Consider the following 20,326-nt stretch of genomic DNA (forward strand, 5'->3'; position numbering starts at 1 on the left):
CACGCTCAGCTTCTGCTTTTTCCGCAGCAATACGTTCTTGCTCTACACGCTCAGCTTCTGCTTTTTCCGCAGCAATGCGTGATTGCTCTACACGCTCAGCTTCTGCTTGTTCAGCAGCAATACGTGCTTGTTCTGCTTTCTCTGCAGCAATACGTGCTTGCTCTACACGCTCAGCTTCTGCTTTTTCCGAAGCAATGCGTGCTTGCTCTGCACGCTCAGCTTCTGCTTTTTCAGCAGCAATGCGTGATTGCTCTTCACGCTCAGCTTCTGCTTTTTCAGCAGCAATGCGTGATTGCTCTTCACGCTCAGCTTCTGCTTTTTCCGCAGCAATACGTGCTTGCTCTACACGCTCAGCTTCTGCTTTTTCCGCAGCAATGCGTGCTTGCTCTACACGCTCAGCTTCTGCATTTTCTGCAGCAATGCGTGCTTGCTCTTCACGCTCAGCTTCTGCATTTTCTGCAGCAATACGTGATTGCTCTTCACGCTCAGCTTCTGCTTTATCTGCAGCAATGCGTGCTTGCTCTACACGCTCAGCTTCTGCATTTTCTGCAGCAATGCGTGCTTGCTCTTCACGCTCAGCTTCTGCATTTTCTGCAGCAATACGTGATTGCTCTTCACGCTCAGCTTCTGCTTTATCTGCAGCAATGCGTGCTTGCTCTGCACGCTCAGCTTCTGCATTTTCTGCAGCAATGCGTGCTTGCTCTTCACGCTCAGCTTCTGCATTTTCTGCAGCAATGCGTTCTTGCTCTGCTAATTGCTTTTGGTTATCAGCATCTACTGCCTGCTCTGTTTGTTGTTTATTTTCTGATTTGCCAAAACCTAGCCAAGACAGGAATTTACTTTTTTTTGCCATAGTTGCTAATAACCACTTATAAAAATCTGATAAACTAATGCAAATAGTTTTATCTGAACTCGCTTTTTAAGCCGTTCATAAAACTATTGTCCAAGATGCTTATGGTAACACTTTTAGCGCAGTTGAAAAATGACGCGCTACGATATCAGTACAATATTATCTGAGCCGCGTAATAGATACCATTTTTTAGTGAGTTAAATGAGAAAAAAATCACCACAAAAACAGCCAAAAAACAAGTCAAATGATGGTTTTATTCGAATCATTAGCGGGCAATTCCGTGGCCGTAAGTTACCTGTTAAAGATGTACAAGGACTGCGTCCAACGACTGACCGCATAAAAGAAACTGTTTTTAATTGGTTAATGCAAGATACTCGAGATGCGAGAGTACTCGACTGCTTTGCTGGCTCCGGCGGGCTTGGCTTTGAGGCGCTTTCTCGATTTGCTCACTGCGCCACTTTTTTAGAGATGGACAATTCAGCAACGGCGCAATTAAAAACCAACGCGCAAACGCTTAATTTGAATAATGCAGAAATTTTTTGTACGGATAGTTTACGGCATTTGAGCCAAAACCCAAACGAACAACAATTTGATTTAGTTTTTGTTGACCCGCCTTTTCGCCAAAACTTAGCTCAACCATGTTGTGATTTACTAATAAAAAATAGTTGGTTAAGCGAAAATGCGTTGATTTATGTAGAAGTCGAAAGTGAACTTTACAATTTAGATCTCCCTAGCAATTGGCTGTTATTAAAAGAAAAAACAGCAGGCCAAGTGCAATGTCAATTATATCAAGTACAATAAAATTAATAACATAGAATTTATTTTAGTTTGCACTCAGAACTAGATAATATTTATCCTTTACATGTGGTGTGGCTTCGGATTACAATACCGCACCATTTTTGAACCACTTGATCATTGTTTGATCAACTTGAGCAACGCTCATTATTTAGGTAGGTGAATTTTTAATGCCAGTAATTAAAGTAAGAGAGAACGAACCGTTTGACGTAGCACTTCGTCGCTTCAAGCGTTCATGTGAAAAAGCAGGTATCCTTTCAGAAGTTCGTCGTCGCGAGCACTATGAAAAGCCGACAGCTGAGCGCAAGCGTAAAAAAGCTGCAGCGGTTAAGCGTCACATGAAGAAGCTTTCTCGCGATAACGCACGTCGCGTTAAATTATACTAATCGTATTTGGTCTTGTATAAATGAGCCTTTTAATAACGCTAAAAGATGCGCAAAAAGATGCAATGCGAGCGAAAGACAAATCACGTCTTAACCCAATTCGTATGGTACTTGCTGCAATCAAGCAACGTGAAATTGACGAGCAAATAACACTTGATGATGACGGTATTACCGCAGTCTTAGTGAAACTTGTTAAACAACGTCGTGATTCTTACACTCAGTACAAAGATGCTGGGCGTGATGATTTAGCGGAAGTTGAAGCCAATGAGATAACTGCACTTGAAGAATTCCTACCTCAACAGCTGAGTGAAGAAGAAATCATTGCCCTCATTGATGCGGCTATTGCTGATACTAATGCAGCTGGTATGCAAGACATGGGTAAAGTAATGGGTATAATCAAAAGCAAAGCTGAAGGTCGCGCCGATTTAGGTAAGATTTCAGGTTTAATTAAGCAACGATTAACAGCCTAATACGCCCACATACAAAGTATGATGAAAGCAAACCGAGCCATGTGCTCGGTTTCTTTGTTTTTAGCTTTAATAAAAATAGCGTTTGTGTTCAAATCTAAATTTGTAGAACGAAAGCCAATTCGCTCACTTTTTTTATTTATTTCAGGACGACTCACTCAGTATGGCCGGAAAAATCCCACGAAATTTTATTGACGATTTACTCGCCAGAACAGATATTGTTGAGCTGATCGACTCAAAAGTAGGCCTTAAAAAAGCAGGGAAAGACTACCAAGCCTGCTGCCCTTTCCATAACGAAAAGTCGCCATCCTTTACCGTGTCACAAGATAAACAGTTTTATCATTGTTTTGGGTGTGGCGCTAACGGTAACGCTATTTCGTTTGTTATGGAGTACGATAAACTCGAATTTGTTGATGCTATAGAAGAGCTTGCTAGTATCCTTAATTTGGATGTACCTCGCGAGCAAGGTAATACGCAGTCAGGCCCACAAAGAACTGCTGAACAAAAACGGTCTGATTATGATTTAATGCTCCACGCTGCACGTTTTTATCAACACCAATTAAAGCATCATGCCAACTCTGCTGACGTCATAGAGTATGTTAAAGGGCGTGGTTTAAGCGGCGAAACCGTTAAAAAGTTTATGATTGGCTATGCCCCCAGTGAATGGGAAGGCCTATGCCAGCAGCTTGGTCGCAATAAAGAACAAAAAGAGCAACTAGTTGAACTGAAACTCGCCTCAGAAAAAACCCCTGGCCGACAGTTTGACTTTTTCCGTGACCGATTAATGTTCCCTATTCGCGACAAGCGTGGTCGTGTTATTGCGTTTGGCGGGCGTGTTATGCAAGCAGATCAGGGGCCAAAATATTTAAACTCTCCTGAAACTCGTATATTCCACAAAGGCTTTGAGCTGTATGGACTCTATGAGGCAAAACAAGCACACAAAAAGCTCGACCATATCCTTATTGTTGAAGGATATATGGACGTGGTCGCACTCAGTGAGCAAGCTATTGAATACGCTGTCGCAGCATTGGGCACAGCTACAACAGCTGAACACATGCACACTTTATTTAGAACCACTGACAAAGTAATTTGTTGCTATGATGGCGACCGTGCAGGTCGTGATGCCGCTTGGCGCGCCCTTGAAAACGCACTCCCCTATCTAAACGATGGGAAAGCCCTGCAATTTGTGTTTTTACCTGATGGTGAAGACCCTGACTCTCTTGTACAAAAAGAAGGAAAAGAGGCCTTTGAGCTACGCTTGTCTAAAGCGGATGATTTTACCCACGTACTGTTTAATAAACTCAGCCAAGAGATTGATTTAACGTCAGATGCAGGTAAAGCAAAGTTACTCAGTGCGGTACTCCCTTTAATAGAAAAAATTCCCAGCGAGTTTTACCAAGAAAATTTACTAGAGCAACTTGGCCGGTTAATTGGGCGTACTAAAGAGCAGTTAAATAATCGCTTAAAAACACCTAAACAACAGCACTCTATTGAACGTAAATTTAAAATAACCCCCATGCGACGTGCTATCGGTTTGCTTGTGCAGCATCCTAGCTTATCGCACGCAGTGCCTTACTTACCAGATTTAGCGCAGATGAATATTGCTGGTATCGCGTTACTCATCAAATTACAGCACTGTGCTTTACAAAAAGACGGTATGACAACGGCACAGTTACTTGAGGCGTTTAGAGAAAGCCCTGAATACGAAGCGCTGATTAAACTAGCCACATGGCGCCATGAAATAAATGATGACCGCTTGGAAGATGAGTTTAAAAATACTTTCAAATTTATTGAAGATCAGTGTTTAAATTATCGACTCGAGACCCTATTAATAAAAGACAAGACCCAAGGGTTAAATAGCGACGAGCGACTCGAGTGTCATTTGTTAACTCAAGCGTTAAAAGGAACTAACGGCTAGTCAAAATTGATAAATGCTGTTATACTGTGCTATTCACTGCGTCAAATTATACTTAGCTTGGCTTATTAATAAGCGAGCTGGCGCCTGTTGTATCAACTTATCAGAGTGGAAGAAACAATCTCTATGGATCCAACTCCTCAGTCACAATTAAAACTTCTGATTCAAAAAGGTAAAGAGCAAGGTTATTTAACTTTTGCAGAAGTTAATGATCACCTTCCACAAGATATTATCGATTCAGATCAAGTAGAAGATATCATTAGTATGATCAATGATATGGGTATCAAGGTTAGCGAAAACGCGCCTGATGCCGATGAATTGATGATGCAAGAAACCACGACAGATGAAGACGCAGCAGAAGCCGCAGCCGCTGCGCTTGCTACTGTTGATAAAGAAATCGGCCGTACAACGGACCCGGTTCGTATGTATATGCGTGAAATGGGCACAGTTGAACTACTGACCCGTGAAGGCGAAATTGTCATCGCTAAGCGCATTGAAGAAGGCATCAACCAAGTACAGATCTCGGTTGCTGAGTACCCTGAAGCAATTACTTATCTTCTTGAACAGTGGGATAAATTTGAAGCTGAAGAAATGCGCTTAAGCGACATTATCTCTGGTTTCTTTGACCCAAATGAAGATGAAACGCAAATTTCTGCAACGCACATTGGTTCTGAATTAAGTGAAAAAGAGCTTGATGAAGAAGATAAAGACGATGCAGATAGTGATGATGATGACGATGAAGAAGAAGTTGATACAGGCCCTGATCCTGAAGAGGCCCGAGTTCACTTTGAAAATCTTCGTGATCTTTATAACAAAGCGCGCGACACGTTTGATAAAAAAGGCCGCTCACACCCTGATTCTCAAGCCGCTATTTTTGAGATCGGTGAGTTATTCAGAACTTTTAAATTAGTACCAAAACAGTTTGATCGCATGGTTAATAACATGCGTGAGATGATGGACCGTGTTCGAGTTCAAGAACGCCTTATCATGAAGCAAGCGGTACAATTTGCAAAATTACCAAAGAAAACATTTGTTAAGCACTTTGCAAATAACGAAACAGATTCATCGTGGATCGATTTGGAAATTGCAGCTAACGAAAAGCATTCAGCGAAGCTTGAAGAAGTGAAACCTGAAATAGTGCGCTGTATTAACAAGCTAAGTACCATCGAAGAAAGTACTGGTTTGAGCATTGAACGGATAAAAGACATCAACCGTCGCATGAGTATCGGTGAAGCAAAAGCACGCCGTGCGAAAAAAGAAATGGTTGAAGCGAACTTACGTCTTGTAATTTCAATCGCTAAAAAATACACCAACCGTGGTTTACAATTCTTGGATTTAATCCAAGAAGGTAACATTGGTTTAATGAAAGCCGTAGATAAGTTTGAATACCGCCGTGGTTATAAGTTCTCTACTTATGCTACATGGTGGATCCGTCAAGCAATCACTCGTTCTATCGCTGACCAAGCACGTACTATCCGTATTCCTGTACATATGATTGAGACGATCAATAAACTGAATCGTATCTCACGTCAAATGCTGCAAGAAATGGGACGTGAACCTAACCCTGAAGAGTTAGCTGAACGCATGATGATGCCTGAGGATAAAATCCGCAAGGTACTGAAGATTGCAAAAGAGCCAATTTCGATGGAAACGCCAATCGGTGATGATGAAGATTCACATTTAGGTGACTTTATCGAAGATACCACCATTGATTCGCCTATCGATTCAGCAACAATGGAATCACTTCGTGGTGCTACCAACGATGTACTAGCAGGCTTAACAGCCCGTGAAGCTAAAGTATTACGTATGCGTTTTGGTATTGATATGAATACCGACCATACTCTAGAAGAAGTAGGTAAGCAGTTTGACGTAACACGTGAACGTATTCGTCAGATTGAAGCGAAGGCACTGCGCAAACTACGCCACCCTTCTCGCTCTGATTTACTTAAGAGCTTCTTAGACGCTAAATAATTAGCTGCTAACAAACATAATCAAAAGGCCGCTGTAGCGGCCTTTTTTCTATTTCAAGGAAATAATCATGGCTTGGATCCAAATACGTATTAATGCTAATGCCGCAACTGCTGATGCTGTCAGTGACTTATTAATGGAAGCTGGCAGTGCATCTGTTACCTTTATTGATGCTAAAGACACCCCTATCTATGAGCCTAAGATTGGCACAGTCGAGTTTTGGGCTGATACCACTGTTATTGGTCTGTTTGAAGCTAATCACGATATGAATGCGGTTATTGAGCTATTAAAGCGCCATGACGAGATAAGAGACTCGTTAGTTTATAAAGTAGAACAACTAGAAGATAAAGACTGGGAACGTGAATGGATGGATAATTTCCACCCAATTCAGTTTGGCGAAAAGCTCTGGATTTGTCCAAGCTGGCGCGATATTCCAGATCCTGATGCCGTAAATGTATTACTTGACCCAGGCCTTGCGTTTGGCACTGGTACTCATGCAACCACGGCGCTTTGTTTGAAATGGCTAGAAAGCCAAGACTTAACAGGTAAGACTGTCGTCGACTTTGGGTGTGGTTCAGGCATATTAGGCATTGCAGCAATCAAATTGGGTGCTGAGCGAATGATAGGGATTGATATAGACCCGCAAGCACTTGAAGCGAGCCTTGATAACGCACAGCGTAACGGAGTAGCTGACAAGCTGGAAGTCTACTTGCCTGAGAACCAACCAGAATTTACCGCCGACATTGTTGTTGCGAATATTTTGGCGGCTCCTTTACGTGAATTACATGGTGTTATTTTAGGTTTACTCAAACCTGACGGAAAAATCGCCATGTCTGGTATATTAGAAGAACAAGCACAATCAGTTGCCGATGTTTATGCGCCTTTTATCGCCCTTGATGAGATTGCAGTTGAAGGTGAATGGACCCGTGTTAGTGGCCAAAAGCACACCAGCTAGCTGCTCGGTTTTTAATTAACTATTAACCCTAAATGCGTTTGTAAAGCCTGTCGTTAACAGGCTTTACCTATTATTTACACACTTATTTATGAAACAAAATAGACCCTTCATTTTTATTTTTGTATAAATAACAAACAAATAAACCCACCCTTCAAACTGTTATCAAAAGTCAATACGAAAAAGTCAAAAAAAAGTCACTTTTGTTCAATTTATAGCCTTTGTTTTTTAGCAAAAACACCGTAAACTTAGCGCCCCTTGAAAAGAGGCCTTTGAATATCGTGCGTATCGGTTCATACCAACTTGAGAATAATGTTATTGTCGCGCCAATGGCGGGCATAACAGACAGACCATTTAGACAGCTTTGCCGACGCTTAGGTGCAGGCCTTGCCGTGTCTGAAATGCTTTCGTCGAATCCAAGAGTATGGAAAACCGAAAAATCGATGAACCGTATGGATCATAGCGGTGAGTCAGGAATACGCGCAGTGCAAATAGCAGGAGCTGATCCTGAGTTAATGGCTCAGGCTGCACAATTCAATGTCAGCAATGGGGCGCAAATCATAGATATTAATATGGGGTGCCCTGCTAAGAAAGTGAACAAGAAACTCGCAGGCTCAGCCTTGTTACAGTTCCCTGGTTTAGTGGAAGAGATCGTCGATGCCGTAGTCAACGCTGTCGATGTACCTGTGACATTAAAGATTCGTACTGGATGGGATCAGGATAACCGTAACGGTGTTGAGATTGCGAGAATAGCTGAACGTTATGGCATTGCTTCATTAGCCGTACATGGGCGTACACGCGCATGCATGTATAAAGGTGAAGCAGAGTACGCCACAATCAGGGATATAAAGCGTTCAGTAACGATACCTGTCGTTGCCAATGGTGATATTACATCACCTGAAAAAGCAAAACAGGTTTTGGACTATACGGGTGCAGATGCCATTATGATTGGTCGAGCCGCCCAAGGTCGCCCTTGGATATTTAGGGAGATAGACCACTTTTTGCGAACCGGAGAACACTTATCTACACCGCCAATTGAGGAGGTACGGGGTATTTTGATGGAACACTTAGTGAACCTTCATGCGTTTTACGGGGAACCAATGGGAGCGCGCATTGCTCGCAAACATGTATCTTGGTATTTGCAAACCCATGACAGTGACGGTCAGTTTAGGCGAGTATTTAATGCTCTCGATAATCCACAGGCACAAATCGAGACATTAGAGCAATACTTTAAAACACTAGCAGCTAACTAAGAAAGAAAGAGATATAAACAATGTTCGAACAAAACGTGACTTCTCCATTTATCACTAACCCTCATGTTCAGTCACACGAGAAACCGCAGCCATTACGCGATGCAGTGAAAAAAGCTGTTCATCACTACTTAAAACAGCTTAACGGTCAAGATGTGCAAGACGTTTACGACCTTGTTCTTTCAGAGCTAGAAGCACCATTACTTGAAGAAGTAATGACTTACACACGTGGTAACCAAACACGTGCAGCAATCTTACTTGGTATCAACCGCGGTACTTTACGTAAGAAACTAAAGAAATACGGCATGAACTAATAGCCGTTTTAATGGTTTATTAATCCATTACAACAGTTATAGAAAGTAATAATTTAAAGTAACCATGTTATTTTAAATAAAAAAGCACCTTAGGGTGCTTTTTTTATATCTTAATTAATCCTCAAAAAGCGTCTAATTGCAAAATCCTCACCCTTTAAACATCGTTTTTTAAGCGATATTCAGTTAAAATACCGCCTTTCTAAGCTAGCTAAAACCTGAGGTAATCAAACTACAATGGATACACATCGTCCAATTCGTCGCGCACTTTTAAGTGTGTCAGATAAAACCGGTATTGTTGAATTTGCTCGCGCGCTTGAGTCACAAGGTGTCGAACTTTTATCAACTGGCGGTACTTGTAAATTACTTGCTGATAACGGCATTAAAGTCACTGAAGTATCTGACCACACAGGTCACCCTGAGATCATGGATGGTCGCGTAAAAACGCTTCATCCAAAAATTCATGGCGGCATCTTAGCGCGTCGTGGACAAGATGAAGACGTGATGAGCGAGAATAATATCTCGGCCATCGATATTGTTGTAGTTAACTTATACCCCTTTGCGAATACAGTCGCTCAAGAGAACTGCAGCCTTGAAGATGCTATCGAAAACATCGATATCGGTGGTCCAACTATGGTGCGTGCTGCGGCTAAGAACCACAAAGACGTGACTATCGTAGTAAATGCAACAGATTACGATCGCGTGATCAGCGAAATGCATAGCAACAATGGTTCAACAACGTATAAAACACGTTTCGACCTTGCAATTGCAGCTTACGAGCACACAGCTCAGTACGATGGCATGATTGCTAACTATTTCGGTAAAATGGTTCCTGATTATACTGATGAAGCGGCTGAGGAAACTAAATTCCCTCGCACAATCAATATGCAGTTCACTAAAAAGCAAGATATGCGCTACGGTGAGAACTCACACCAAGACGCGGCCTTTTATGTTGAGAACGACATACAAGAAGCCTCTGTTGCAACTGCAACTCAGTTACAAGGTAAAGCGCTCTCTTTCAATAACATTGCTGATACAGATGCTGCGCTTGAGTGCGTTAAAGAGTTCGACGTACCAGCCTGCGTTATCGTAAAACATGCAAACCCATGTGGCGTGTCGATTGGTGAAAACATTCTTGAAGCCTATGACCGTGCATTTAAAACTGACCCGACATCTGCATTTGGTGGCATCATTGCCTTTAACCAAGAGCTTGATGCCCAGACCGCAGAAGCTATTGTTGCACGCCAATTTGTTGAAGTGATCATTGCACCTAAAGTATCAGAAGCAGCAGCACAAATCGTATCTGCAAAGCAAAATGTGCGTTTATTAGAATGTGGTGAGTTTTCTGCTAAAGGCACAAGCCATGACATCAAACGTGTTAACGGCGGTGTATTAATTCAAGACCGTGATTTAGGTATGGTAACGCAAGGCGACTTAAAAGTTGTGTCTAAGCGTCAGCCTACTGAGCAAGAGCTTAAAGATTTATTATTCTGCTGGAAAGTCGCTAAGTTTGTTAAATCAAACGCTATTGTTTATGCCCGTGACGGTATGACAATCGGTGTAGGCGCAGGCCAAATGAGCCGCGTTTATTCAGCTAAAATTGCCGGTATTAAAGCCGCTGATGAAAACCTTGAAGTTAAAGGTTCAGTCATGGCGTCTGATGCATTCTTCCCATTCCGTGATGGTATAGATGCAGCCGCTGACGCTGGCATTACCGCGGTCATTCAACCCGGTGGCTCAATGCGCGATGAAGAAGTTATCGCTGCAGCTGACGAAGCTGGCATGGCAATGGTGTTTACTGGCATGCGTCACTTCCGCCACTAATCACGCAAAGAGCTAACGGTAAAAGTTAGCTCTTTTTGTTTGCACTAAATTCACGTATTCTGCTTATTCTATAACCTCTTGTAATATTATAATGTGAAGGAACAGACGATGAAATTTGCACTAAAATCTCTATTGGTTGCTACGTTAGCAGTCAGCTCAACAATGGCCATTGCGCACAACCACAGCAGCGGCTCGGCACTGCAAAAAGCTGTCGAATCTGCTGAGCGCAATAATGAGCGAGACCAGTATCGTAATCCTGTACAAACATTGGATTTTTTTGGTTTTAAACCAACGATGACCGTGGTTGAAATTGCCCCGGGCGGTGGTTGGTACAGTGATATTTTAGCGCCTGCATTAAAAGGACAAGGTACTTACTATGCCGCGCACTTTCCTGCAGATTCATCGGTTGGTTACTACCAACGTTCACTGGCAAGCTTTAAAAAGAAAATCACTGAAGATAAACGATATAGCCAAGTTAAGGTTACAGAGTTTGCTCCATTAACACATTTAGAAATAGCTCCAGCAAACAGCGCTGATATGGTATTAACCTTCCGCAACGTGCATAACTGGTATATGAGCAAAGAAAAAGACGCAGCATTAAGTGCCTTTCAGTCTTTTTTCTCAGCATTAAAACCAGGGGGGACGCTAGGTGTGGTTGAGCATCGCTTACCAGAAAGTAGCGCTGATGAAATGCAAAAGTCGTCAGGTTATATGAAGCAAAGTGTCGTTATTGCACTTGCTAAACAAGCAGGCTTTGAACTTGAAGCAAGCAGTGAAATCAATGCAAACCCTCTTGATACAGCTGATCACCCTAAAGGGGTATGGACCCTTCCACCTCGCTTAGCGCTTGATGAAAAAGACGCAGCTAAATATAAAGCGATTGGTGAAAGTGACCGTATGACGCTGAAATTTAAAAAACCGCTTTAATAGATAGGATATTACGCCATGAATGTATTAGTCATTGGCAGCGGCGGCCGCGAACACGCACTTGCGTTTAAGGCCGCTCAAAACACCAAAGTTAACACTGTATTTGTAGCACCCGGTAATGCTGGCACAGCGCTTGAGCCAAAGCTTGAGAATGTTGCTATTAACGTTGAAGATCTAGACGGCTTACTGAACTTTGCAAAGCAAAACAATATTGGCCTTACTATTGTGGGCCCTGAAGTGCCACTGGTACTGGGCGTTGTAGATAAGTTTCGCGAACATGGGTTAGCAATCTTTGGCCCAACAGCCGGTGCTGCACAACTTGAAGGCTCTAAATCATTTACTAAAGACTTTTTAGCACGCCATGCGATACCTACAGCAGATTACCAAACTTTTGAGCAAATCGACCCTGCTCTTGCCTATTTAAAAGAAAAAGGGGCGCCGATTGTAATTAAAGCGGACGGTTTAGCTGCAGGTAAAGGCGTTATTGTAGCCATGACTGAAACCGAAGCTGAAGATGCTATTCGCGATATGCTTGCGGGTAACGCGTTTGGTGACGCGGGTAGTCGCGTAGTCATTGAAGAGTTCTTAGAAGGCGAAGAAGCCTCGTTCATTGTCATGGTAGATGGTAAGAACGTATTACCGTTTGCAACGAGCCAAGATCACAAACGCGCTTACAATGGCGATAAAGGTCCAAACACTGGTGGTATGGGTGCATATTCACCAGCCCCTGTAGTAACCGATGAAATTCATCAACGCATCATGAACGAAGTGATCTACCCTACGGTAGAAGGTATGGCAAGTGAAGGCCATCCATACACTGGTTTCTTGTATGCAGGCCTGATGATCGACAGCGATGGCACACCTAAAGTTATCGAGTATAACTGTCGTTTTGGCGACCCGGAAACACAACCTATGATGCTCCGTCTGCAATCAGATCTTGTTGAACTGATTGAAGCGGCAAATCGTGTTGAACTTGATAAAACAACGATCGAGTTTGATTCGCGAGCAGCGGTCGGCATAGTGTTAGCTGCAAAAGGTTACCCTGCAAGCTACCCTAAAGGTGATGCAATCAACGGCCTTAAAGTAAACTATGCTGAGGGTGAAAAAGTATTTCACGCTGGCACTAAACAAGATGGCGAACACGTTGTCACTGCTGGCGGGCGCGTATTATGTGCAACCGCACTGGGCAACACCGTCACTGAAGCGCAACAACGTGCCTACAAACTAGTCGACGAAATTAGCTGGGAAGGCATGGAGTATCGAACTGATATTGCTTACCGTGCAATTGCACGCGAGCAATAAGCCTTACTTTATTGTTTTATTATTTACTATAAAGCGCAGTTCACTGCGCTTTATATTTTAGATTAATGCTACACTCTTTACAGGATCCGAAAAAGAACAACGAACATTGAAAAATAATTACTTACGTTATCACTTTATTGCTGTTTTAATATTAGTACTTTTATTTTATGTGATCGCAAATTTTGCGAGTAATCTCGCGAACCCTACTAAATACACCATAGATAAAACCACCCCCATCTATTTGAAGCATAGTTATTTAATTGATGACACAAAAAAACTGTCAGATGAAACTGTGTTAGACAACCTGCATACTTTTATAACTAAACCATTTGAAACAATCAATTGGAACTTTACCCCTCGCAATTACTGGCTACAAATCAAGCTAGATAACCGTAGTCATAAAGACGAAAATGTTGTCGCTCACTTTGATAACCCGATGATAGATCACTTAACGGTGTATCACTTAGATGAAAAAAACGCGCTCCTTTCACTCACTCGGCTTGGAGATTTAAGAGACGATCTCACTCTTTTTCAATACAGTGTGCCACACATTCAATTAAGCATTCCCTCACACACTAAACACACACTGTTGGTTAAAATAGACACGACGGGTATCAGTAAAACGCCCATTAACTTATATGGCGAGGTTGAATTTCAAAGTTTAAACAGATCACAAGCAACAATTTGGGGGATTTTTGTTGGTGTACTTATCATGGCGGCGCTTTACAACTTAGTGCTGTTTTTTGGTATTAAAGACCGCGTTTATCTTATTTACATTGGGTATATTATTAGCGCAATTATTCTAATGGGTGGAGTACTTGGCTTTGGTTTTTACCTTTGGCCTATAAGCTGGCAGCTGTTTTTTCAGAAATATATTATTGTAAGTAATTACGCCATCTCTATTTTCACACTCGCATTTTGCACCATGTTCTTACGCTATCACAAAGAGCGCTGCTGGCGTTTTAAAGCTAGTGTAGCATTGATGGCCGTTATGTTTATTTTGGCCATAGCCTCTTTTTTTATTGTCGAAAATATCGCCGCGCGGATCTTTTTTTCCACGATGGTATTGTTATACATTATCTGCATCATTATGATTTACAAAAAGCTGCGCAGTGGTTTTAGGTGGGCTAAGTTCTATGTTATTTCATGGATACCACTCATTATAGGCGCAGCAATTCAGCCCTTAGAATTAACCGATGTGCTCCCTTACAGTTTTGCTATTCGACACGCCTTTCTAATGGCCATTTTATGTGAAGTCATTTTAATGGCAATGGCACTGGCTGACCGTGTACGCTACCAGCGTGAGCGTGCGTTGTACCACGCAACCCATACACAGCAAACAAAATTGCTTAACAGTGCAATGTTAAAACAAGCCTACATGAGCCTTGAACATGCACAGCGTAAAAACACTTTATGCTTGATTAAAATTCGCTATTTTCATTCATTACACACCTTATTGACACCTACGCAAAGCAATAACTTAATCATCCAAGTCGCTCACTCTCTGGAGTTACAACTGACCGGTGAGCGCCAGTTTGCTCACTTGGATTCAACGTTAGATAGCCACTCAAAATTAGCTGACTTAGGAACAGGTATTTTTGCCTGTATTTCAACGAAAACACAAACGGCTGAAGCGCTGTCATTATGCTTAGCAAAAATAATTAAAGGGCTCCCTAAACAATATGAAATTCAAGGGTTAAGCTTGCAGTTGAAATACGCTGTTGGCATTAGCTTTTCCAATAATAACGATAACTTTGAAGCCTGCTTGCAACGCGGCTACGTCACTCTAAAGCAAGCTAAAAGTAGCCTTACAAGCATTAGTGACTCACAGCAACAAACCAATCAATTTATGGATATAGAGCTGGCAGCAAAATTACAAACAGCCATAAAAAATGACAGCCTTGCTTTGTATCATCAACCGCAATTAGATCTCACCACCAAACGTATTATTGGCAGCGAAGTATTACTCCGTTGGCCGACCCCTGAATACCGCTATTTAAATATTGAAGAACTCATACAACTTGCAGAAAGAACTGGCCTCATTAATGAGCTAACGCTGTGGGTGTTAGACAGAAGCTGCCGCGATTTACAAGCGCTCAATAAACAAGGTTTCACAGCACACACAGTAAGTATTAACTTAAGCGCTAAAAACTTAAGCATCAACCAATTAGCCGAAAAAGTTGAAAATATTTTATTAAAATACAATGTGCCTGCAAAGCAAGTTAAATTTGAATTAACAGAATCCGCATTAGTAAAAAACCAAGAAAGGATGCAACAGCTAATATCTCAATTTCATCGCCAAGGTATACAGGTCATACTTGATGATTTTGGAACAGGGTATGCTTCGTTAACTTATTTACTGCACTATACGTTTTCGAATTTAAAAATTGATCGGTCATTTGTCAGTAATTTAGAAAGTAACGAATCCCACAAAGTTATTGTAAAAACAGCCATTGATATGGCCCACAACTTAGGAATTACTGTTACCGCTGAAGGCGTTGAAGATGAGCATACTCACCATGTTTTAAAAGCAATGGGAGCTGACTTTTCTCAAGGCTATTATTACTCTAAACCAATTCCGTTCAACGATTACCTCGATTTTTTGGCTAATTATGCGTAATACCTTTACCTTGACTGCTCTTTGTAAAATCGCTTAAAACTACCACTTACAGTGTGATTTTTGGTAACATCCCTTTTTTAAACATCTTTAGGGGCGTAAAGATGCAAGGCACACTTAAAAAACTAAAATCTTCTCTTACACAACCAATCCAATACCACCTCCCAGTGGGCGATGAATTGATTGATTTGAATGCGTATATTGGTAAGCAACTTACACTCACGTTTAGCGGCACAATTTTATGCTCTAGTTGTGGTAAAAAAACAAAAAAAAGCTACTCTCAAGGCCATTGTTTTGTATGCATGCGTAAGCTTGCTAGCTGTGATATGTGTATCATGAAGCCCGAAACTTGCCACTATGATCAAGGTACCTGTCGTGAGCCACAATGGGGAGAAGAGAATTGTATGATCCCACACTATGTCTATCTTGCTAATACATCAGGGCTCAAAGTCGGGATTACTCGCCATACACAAATTCCTACACGCTGGATTGATCAAGGTGCAACGCAAGCATTACCTATTTTTAAAGTGCAAACACGCTTACAATCAGGCTTAGTCGAAGTTGCACTCGCGCAGTTTATTGCTGATAAAACAAATTGGCGCAATATGCTCAAAGGTCAAAGTGAAGTGCTTGACCTCAAAGCCGCTGCCGCAGAGTTAATCCCACAAATAGCAGATAAATTAAATGAGCTGGCCGAATTATTTGGTGCAACTGCAATTGAGCAACTTAATGAAGACGTTGTTGATTTAGCTTTCCCTGTAGCCGAGTATCCAACTAAAATTAGTTCATTTAACTTTGATAAAGAACCTGTTGTCAGCGGTATCTTGCAAGGTATTAAAGGCCAATACTTAATTTTTGATAAGGGCGTCATTAATATCCGCAAATTTACCTCTTATGAAGTCACCGTTGAGTAAATTGCGAATAAAACGCTAACCATTGCCGCTGCGCTAACGGGCGGCAATAGTGATACCCTTGGATAGCATGGCAACCTAAGCTAAATAAATACGTTTGTTGTGTTAATTTCTCTACGCCCTCGGCTATGACCGTTAAGTTTAAATTTTTAGCCAGTGCAATAATCGCGGCAACAATTTCACTGTTTCCATATTCATCCGGCACTTTTGCTATAAAACTTGCATCAATTTTCAAGGTATCAAATGGCAGCTTTGTTAAATAACTCAGCGCTGAATAACCCGTACCAAAATCATCCAAAGCAATATTGACACCAAGCGCTTTCACTTTTTGTAACTCCTTTTTAGCTTGAGTGAACGAGCTAATGAAGCTACTTTCTGTGAGCTCAATTTCTAGTAAACGCCCTGGAAGTTGATACTTAGTCAGCATGGTTTCAATGCTATTCGCTAATTTCCCCTGACTTAAATGACACGCAGAAATATTGATTGCCAATCGACCCGCTTTAACACCTAAAGCTTGCCATTGAGCAAGGTGTTTACCAGCCTGTTCAATCACCCATAAATCAAGTTGTACAATTAACCCCAGCTCTTCCGCTAGCGGAATAAAGTGAGCAGGAGAAATGACCCCTAAAGTAGGATCATGCCAGCGCAATAATGCCTCAACACCTTGAAAATTTTCAGTTTGAAGATTTAGCTTTGGTTGAAAATAAAGTTCAAACTCACTATTTTCTAGCGCAAATTGAAAACGGCTCATCATTGCTAGTCGCTCTAAAGAACGTGCGTTCATTGATGACTTGAATAGCTGAAAAGAGTTGCGACCTTGATCTTTAGAGCGGTACATCGCTATATCAGCATGCTTTAGGAGTGTTTCACTGTCTTGGCCATCATCGGGGTAAACGGCGGCGCCTAAAGAAGCGGTGATACGTACATCCGTTCCCTCTAACATAAAGGAGGCTTCTAAATTTTTTAGAATGATATTAGCTAGATTACTGACCGATTCAAAGTTTTCAACATTAAACAGCACAACAAACTCATCCCCTCCCAAGCGAGCAAGGGTATCGCCTTCACCAAGTATGCTTTCTATCCGTTTTGCAACCAGCTGAAGTAATATGTCACCCGCACCATGCCCGAGCGTATCGTTGATTTCTTTAAATCTGTCTAAATCAATAAACATCACAGCCAGCATACTATTATCGCGATGAGCGCTGGCCAGTGCCATATTTAATCTGTCGTTAAATAGCCGCCTATTAGGTAACCCTGTTAATTCATCAAAATATGCGAGTTGAACTATTTTTTCTTCAGCGCATTTGCGCTCTGTAATATCACTAAAGATAGCAGCGTATAATTTTTCACTATTATGTGGCTCTTTAATTTCAATGATCGTCAGCCATTCAACATATAATTCGCCATTTTTTTTACGATTACAGATTTCCCCTTGCCAAACCCCCTGCTCCTCAATTTGCTGCCACATTTGCTTATAGAAATGATCATCGTGTCGGCCAGAATTAAGTAAGCTAGGATTTTTTCCTATCACTTCGAACTCTTTATAGCCTGTTAACTTTGTAAACGCAGGGTTTACTTGAATAATATTCCCTTCTTGGGAAGTGATCATTATGCCATCTAATGAAGAATCTATAATCTTGTTGGCGAGGTAAAGGTTTCGTTGTGAATGCTGAAGTGCTACATCCCGTTGTTGGAGTACTTTTTCGAGCTCACAACAATACGCACTCTCAATTTCATTAATTAAATGCTCAAGTGACAATACACCTTTAATGACGCCTTCTTCGATAACAATTAAATGCCGAACATGGTTATGAGACATTAATCGGTATGCATCAAATAGACTCCCCGATGGACTAATTTGATGAACAGATCGATTAGCAAAATCCCAACATAACCCATCACCAAAGTGATCTAAAATTAAGTTCAACAAATCACGCTGAGTTATAATACCGTGCTCTTGCAACTGTTCATTATAAACAAGAATGGCTTTATCATTACGCTGGCGCATTTTAGCGATCGCCTCAGTCACAACCATATCGCTTGGTACAATCAGGATATTTTTATTGTATTGATCGTTAATAGTTCTAAATTGCAAATAGTGATCTAACCCTTGATTACGTACAATATCGCTAATACTTAGCACACCGCATGACAAGCTATTTTCATCGGTTACTAACAAATGCCGCACGCCATTTTGATGAAAAATAAGCGCCGCATCACTTAAAAGCTGTTTACTTGAAACTGTTAAAACAGGTGATGACATGACGTTTTCAATTGCAATATTTTTCACTGACTGCTCAGTGAGGTCGAGCTTCATACAATCAGACTCTGTCCAAACACCAATAATATCTTGCTGCCCTCTCACAAATATAGCGCTCACATTATGCGCTCGCATCTGCTTCACTGCTTCTATGAGTCGAGTGTCTTTTGCGCAAGCAATAACCTTGTTAGTATATACATCATGAACTTTTTGATAACGGCTATTTTGGGGCATAATCGAGTTCTTTGAGGCGATCGGGTCTTGAAGTATATATAACCTCAATAAATACAACTTGATTTAGGACAATAAATGAGTAATTTTCAACCATTAATACTGATTTACAACCAAGAAATTGATATTATTGAAGAGCCTAGCGATCTCGAAAATTTACTGTATGGGATGAGTGAAACCCAACAAAAAGACGTGGTTTTATTGGATAAAACAGCAAGCTATAGAACACTAAAGAATATTCCTTTACCCGCGTTATCATCACGCGAATTGGCCACATTAGTTAAACATTATCTAGCAAAAGAGGGGCAATGCTGTTTAGCTAAAATAGACCACATAACACCGGCTCAAGCGTTTGATTTATTAGCTATCAACTAGCGCTTTAATATGTGCAACCGCACTTCGGCCTAAAGCCGATAAGGCATACCCCCCCTCAAGGTAAGAGATTATCCCTTTGCAATTGAGCTCCTGACTCATTGATGCTAATTGCTCTGTTAACCAGATATAATCTTCCTCGACAAATTTCAAGCTCGCCATATCATCTTCAAGGTGCGCATCAAAGCCTGCACTAATAAAAATGAGCTCAGGCTTAAAAGCAGACAATTTAGGTAACCACTGCTGAGTGTAGAGTGCTTTTAAGTCATTACCGTCACTGGCGATAGGCAGTGGTGAATTCACTAATGTGGCATTATTTTCAATGGCAGTATTAGGGTAAAAAGGATATTGAAATAAGGAGCAAAAAAGAACGCTGTCATCATCCATAAAAATATCTTGTGTGCCATTACCGTGGTGCACATCAAAATCAACAATAGCAATGCGTTTAACGCCTTTGCTTTGTGCATACCTAACCGCAATAGCTAAATTGTTATACACGCAGAACCCGCTCGATACAGAGCGTGTAGCATGATGTCCCGGTGGCCTGACAGAGCAAAAAGCCGCATCTAAATTATCAGCAAGCACTTCATCAACTGCCAGTAAGCCTGCACCCACAGCTCGTTCAACTGCCTTTAAAGAATCAGGGCATAACCAAGTGTCACCATCTAACGAGGCTAGTCCTTCTTTTGGTAGGGTGTTTTCAACATGTTTAACAAGAGACTCATCATGCACAAGCAAATAATGTTCTCTTGATGCTTTTGGCGCTTGCTTTTGTTCAATTGCAATATCCAACCCACTGGCGAGTAGGCGATCTGCTATTGCATCTAAGCGTTCAGGACACTCTGGATGATCAATTATCATTTTATGTTTACGACAGTGCGGATGAGAGATAATTGCAGTACGCATACAAAGCTCCTAATAAGTTCACGTGGTTAACTATAACAAAGCCACCCGAAGGTGGCTTTGCGACTTTGGTTTACTATCATACAGT

General features: G+C 41.4%; 16 protein-coding genes and 1 pseudogene. 14 read left to right on the forward strand and 3 right to left on the reverse strand.

Annotated features, from left to right (window positions below; all coding sequences use genetic code 11):
• Positions 1 to 853 (reverse strand): annotated as a pseudogene (locus ATS75_RS18095) (signal recognition particle-docking protein FtsY); the annotation flags it as partial.
• A gap of 198 nt (positions 854 to 1,051) precedes the next feature.
• Here ATS75_RS18095 and rsmD point away from each other — a divergent pair.
• The 13 genes from rsmD (at position 1,052) to ATS75_RS18160 (ending at position 16,475) form a co-directional block, all read left to right on the forward strand.
• Positions 1,052 to 1,651 carry a 16S rRNA (guanine(966)-N(2))-methyltransferase RsmD gene (gene rsmD / locus ATS75_RS18100; RefSeq protein ID WP_058561831.1) on the forward strand — a complete coding sequence of 200 codons (600 nt, stop codon included), beginning with the start codon at positions 1,052 to 1,054 and terminating at the stop codon, positions 1,649 to 1,651.
• Positions 1,652 to 1,815: 164 nt separating this feature from the next.
• Positions 1,816 to 2,031: a 30S ribosomal protein S21 gene (gene rpsU / locus ATS75_RS18105; protein ID WP_002957797.1), complete on the forward strand. Its 216-nt coding sequence runs from the start codon at positions 1,816 to 1,818 to the stop codon at positions 2,029 to 2,031.
• A 20-nt stretch (positions 2,032 to 2,051) separates the two neighbouring features.
• Positions 2,052 to 2,498 carry a GatB/YqeY domain-containing protein gene (locus tag ATS75_RS18110; RefSeq protein WP_058561832.1) on the forward strand — a complete coding sequence of 149 codons (447 nt, stop codon included), beginning with the start codon at positions 2,052 to 2,054 and terminating at the stop codon, positions 2,496 to 2,498.
• A 160-nt stretch (positions 2,499 to 2,658) separates the two neighbouring features.
• Entirely contained in the window at positions 2,659 to 4,413 is a 1,755-nt protein-coding gene (gene dnaG, locus ATS75_RS18115) for a DNA primase (protein ID WP_058561833.1), read from the forward strand.
• Between the two features lie 123 nt (positions 4,414 to 4,536).
• Positions 4,537 to 6,381 carry an RNA polymerase sigma factor RpoD gene (gene rpoD / locus ATS75_RS18120; protein WP_058561834.1) on the forward strand — a complete coding sequence of 615 codons (1,845 nt, stop codon included), beginning with the start codon at positions 4,537 to 4,539 and terminating at the stop codon, positions 6,379 to 6,381.
• Positions 6,382 to 6,448: 67 nt separating this feature from the next.
• Positions 6,449 to 7,333 carry a 50S ribosomal protein L11 methyltransferase gene (prmA, locus tag ATS75_RS18125; RefSeq protein WP_058561835.1) on the forward strand — a complete coding sequence of 295 codons (885 nt, stop codon included), beginning with the start codon at positions 6,449 to 6,451 and terminating at the stop codon, positions 7,331 to 7,333.
• Positions 7,334 to 7,611: 278 nt separating this feature from the next.
• Positions 7,612 to 8,583, forward strand: coding sequence for a tRNA dihydrouridine synthase DusB (gene dusB, locus ATS75_RS18130; RefSeq protein WP_201020980.1), 972 nt, complete (start codon positions 7,612 to 7,614; stop codon positions 8,581 to 8,583).
• Positions 8,584 to 8,603: 20 nt separating this feature from the next.
• On the forward strand, positions 8,604 to 8,894 hold the full coding sequence (gene fis, locus ATS75_RS18135; RefSeq protein WP_002957804.1) for a DNA-binding transcriptional regulator Fis: 291 nt from the start codon (positions 8,604 to 8,606) through the stop codon (positions 8,892 to 8,894).
• Positions 8,895 to 9,128: 234 nt separating this feature from the next.
• Positions 9,129 to 10,715, forward strand: coding sequence for a bifunctional phosphoribosylaminoimidazolecarboxamide formyltransferase/IMP cyclohydrolase (purH, locus tag ATS75_RS18140; protein WP_058561837.1), 1,587 nt, complete (start codon positions 9,129 to 9,131; stop codon positions 10,713 to 10,715).
• Between the two features lie 108 nt (positions 10,716 to 10,823).
• The gene (locus ATS75_RS18145) at positions 10,824 to 11,642 is read left to right on the forward strand and encodes a class I SAM-dependent methyltransferase (protein WP_058561838.1); all 819 of its coding nucleotides are present in this window, start codon (positions 10,824 to 10,826) and stop codon (positions 11,640 to 11,642) included.
• An 18-nt stretch (positions 11,643 to 11,660) separates the two neighbouring features.
• A complete protein-coding gene (gene purD, locus ATS75_RS18150) occupies positions 11,661 to 12,944 on the forward strand; it encodes a phosphoribosylamine--glycine ligase (RefSeq protein WP_058561839.1) in 1,284 nt (427 codons plus the stop codon).
• A gap of 106 nt (positions 12,945 to 13,050) precedes the next feature.
• Complete coding sequence (locus ATS75_RS18155) at positions 13,051 to 15,564, forward strand: EAL domain-containing protein (RefSeq protein WP_058561840.1); 2,514 nt, start codon at positions 13,051 to 13,053, stop codon at positions 15,562 to 15,564.
• Positions 15,565 to 15,665: 101 nt separating this feature from the next.
• Positions 15,666 to 16,475 (forward strand): DUF2797 domain-containing protein, encoded by an 810-nt coding sequence (locus tag ATS75_RS18160; protein WP_058561841.1) that lies wholly within the window; start codon positions 15,666 to 15,668, stop codon positions 16,473 to 16,475.
• On the opposite strand, the gene ATS75_RS18165 is transcribed toward ATS75_RS18160, so the two are convergent.
• On the reverse strand, positions 16,462 to 18,966 hold the full coding sequence (locus ATS75_RS18165) for an EAL domain-containing protein (protein WP_058561842.1): 2,505 nt from the start codon (positions 18,964 to 18,966) through the stop codon (positions 16,462 to 16,464). The genes ATS75_RS18160 and ATS75_RS18165 overlap by 14 nt on opposite strands.
• Before the next feature lie 75 nt (positions 18,967 to 19,041).
• Here ATS75_RS18165 and ATS75_RS18170 point away from each other — a divergent pair, with 75 nt between their 5' ends.
• The gene (locus ATS75_RS18170) at positions 19,042 to 19,338 is read left to right on the forward strand and encodes a hypothetical protein (RefSeq protein ID WP_058561843.1); all 297 of its coding nucleotides are present in this window, start codon (positions 19,042 to 19,044) and stop codon (positions 19,336 to 19,338) included.
• On the opposite strand, the gene ATS75_RS18175 is transcribed toward ATS75_RS18170, so the two are convergent.
• On the reverse strand, positions 19,324 to 20,241 hold the full coding sequence (locus ATS75_RS18175; RefSeq protein WP_058561844.1) for a histone deacetylase family protein: 918 nt from the start codon (positions 20,239 to 20,241) through the stop codon (positions 19,324 to 19,326). The two genes, ATS75_RS18170 and ATS75_RS18175, sit on opposite strands and share 15 nt — an antisense overlap.
• Positions 20,242 to 20,326: the final 85 nt, after the last annotated feature.

The sequence above is a fragment of the Pseudoalteromonas sp. H105 genome (genome assembly GCF_001469215.1).
Lineage (GTDB): Bacteria > Pseudomonadota > Gammaproteobacteria > Enterobacterales > Alteromonadaceae > Pseudoalteromonas.

Bases quoted from the DNA above. Each gene is read 5' to 3' on its own strand.
- rpsU (WP_002957797.1), top strand. From the start codon at position 1,816: ATGCCAGTAATTAAAGTAAGAGAGAACGAACCGTTTGACGTAGCACTT.
- ATS75_RS18160 (WP_058561841.1), top strand. From the start codon at position 15,666: ATGCAAGGCACACTTAAAAAACTAAAATCTTCTCTTACACAACCAATC.
- rsmD (WP_058561831.1), top strand. From the start codon at position 1,052: ATGAGAAAAAAATCACCACAAAAACAGCCAAAAAACAAGTCAAATGAT.
- fis (WP_002957804.1), top strand. From the start codon at position 8,604: ATGTTCGAACAAAACGTGACTTCTCCATTTATCACTAACCCTCATGTT.
- ATS75_RS18170 (WP_058561843.1), top strand. From the start codon at position 19,042: ATGAGTAATTTTCAACCATTAATACTGATTTACAACCAAGAAATTGAT.
- prmA (WP_058561835.1), top strand. From the start codon at position 6,449: ATGGCTTGGATCCAAATACGTATTAATGCTAATGCCGCAACTGCTGAT.
- ATS75_RS18145 (WP_058561838.1), top strand. From the start codon at position 10,824: ATGAAATTTGCACTAAAATCTCTATTGGTTGCTACGTTAGCAGTCAGC.
- ATS75_RS18110 (WP_058561832.1), top strand. From the start codon at position 2,052: ATGAGCCTTTTAATAACGCTAAAAGATGCGCAAAAAGATGCAATGCGA.
- dnaG (WP_058561833.1), top strand. From the start codon at position 2,659: ATGGCCGGAAAAATCCCACGAAATTTTATTGACGATTTACTCGCCAGA.
- ATS75_RS18165 (WP_058561842.1), bottom strand. From the start codon at position 18,966: ATGCCCCAAAATAGCCGTTATCAAAAAGTTCATGATGTATATACTAAC.
- rpoD (WP_058561834.1), top strand. From the start codon at position 4,537: ATGGATCCAACTCCTCAGTCACAATTAAAACTTCTGATTCAAAAAGGT.
- purH (WP_058561837.1), top strand. From the start codon at position 9,129: ATGGATACACATCGTCCAATTCGTCGCGCACTTTTAAGTGTGTCAGAT.
- purD (WP_058561839.1), top strand. From the start codon at position 11,661: ATGAATGTATTAGTCATTGGCAGCGGCGGCCGCGAACACGCACTTGCG.
- ATS75_RS18175 (WP_058561844.1), bottom strand. From the start codon at position 20,241: ATGCGTACTGCAATTATCTCTCATCCGCACTGTCGTAAACATAAAATG.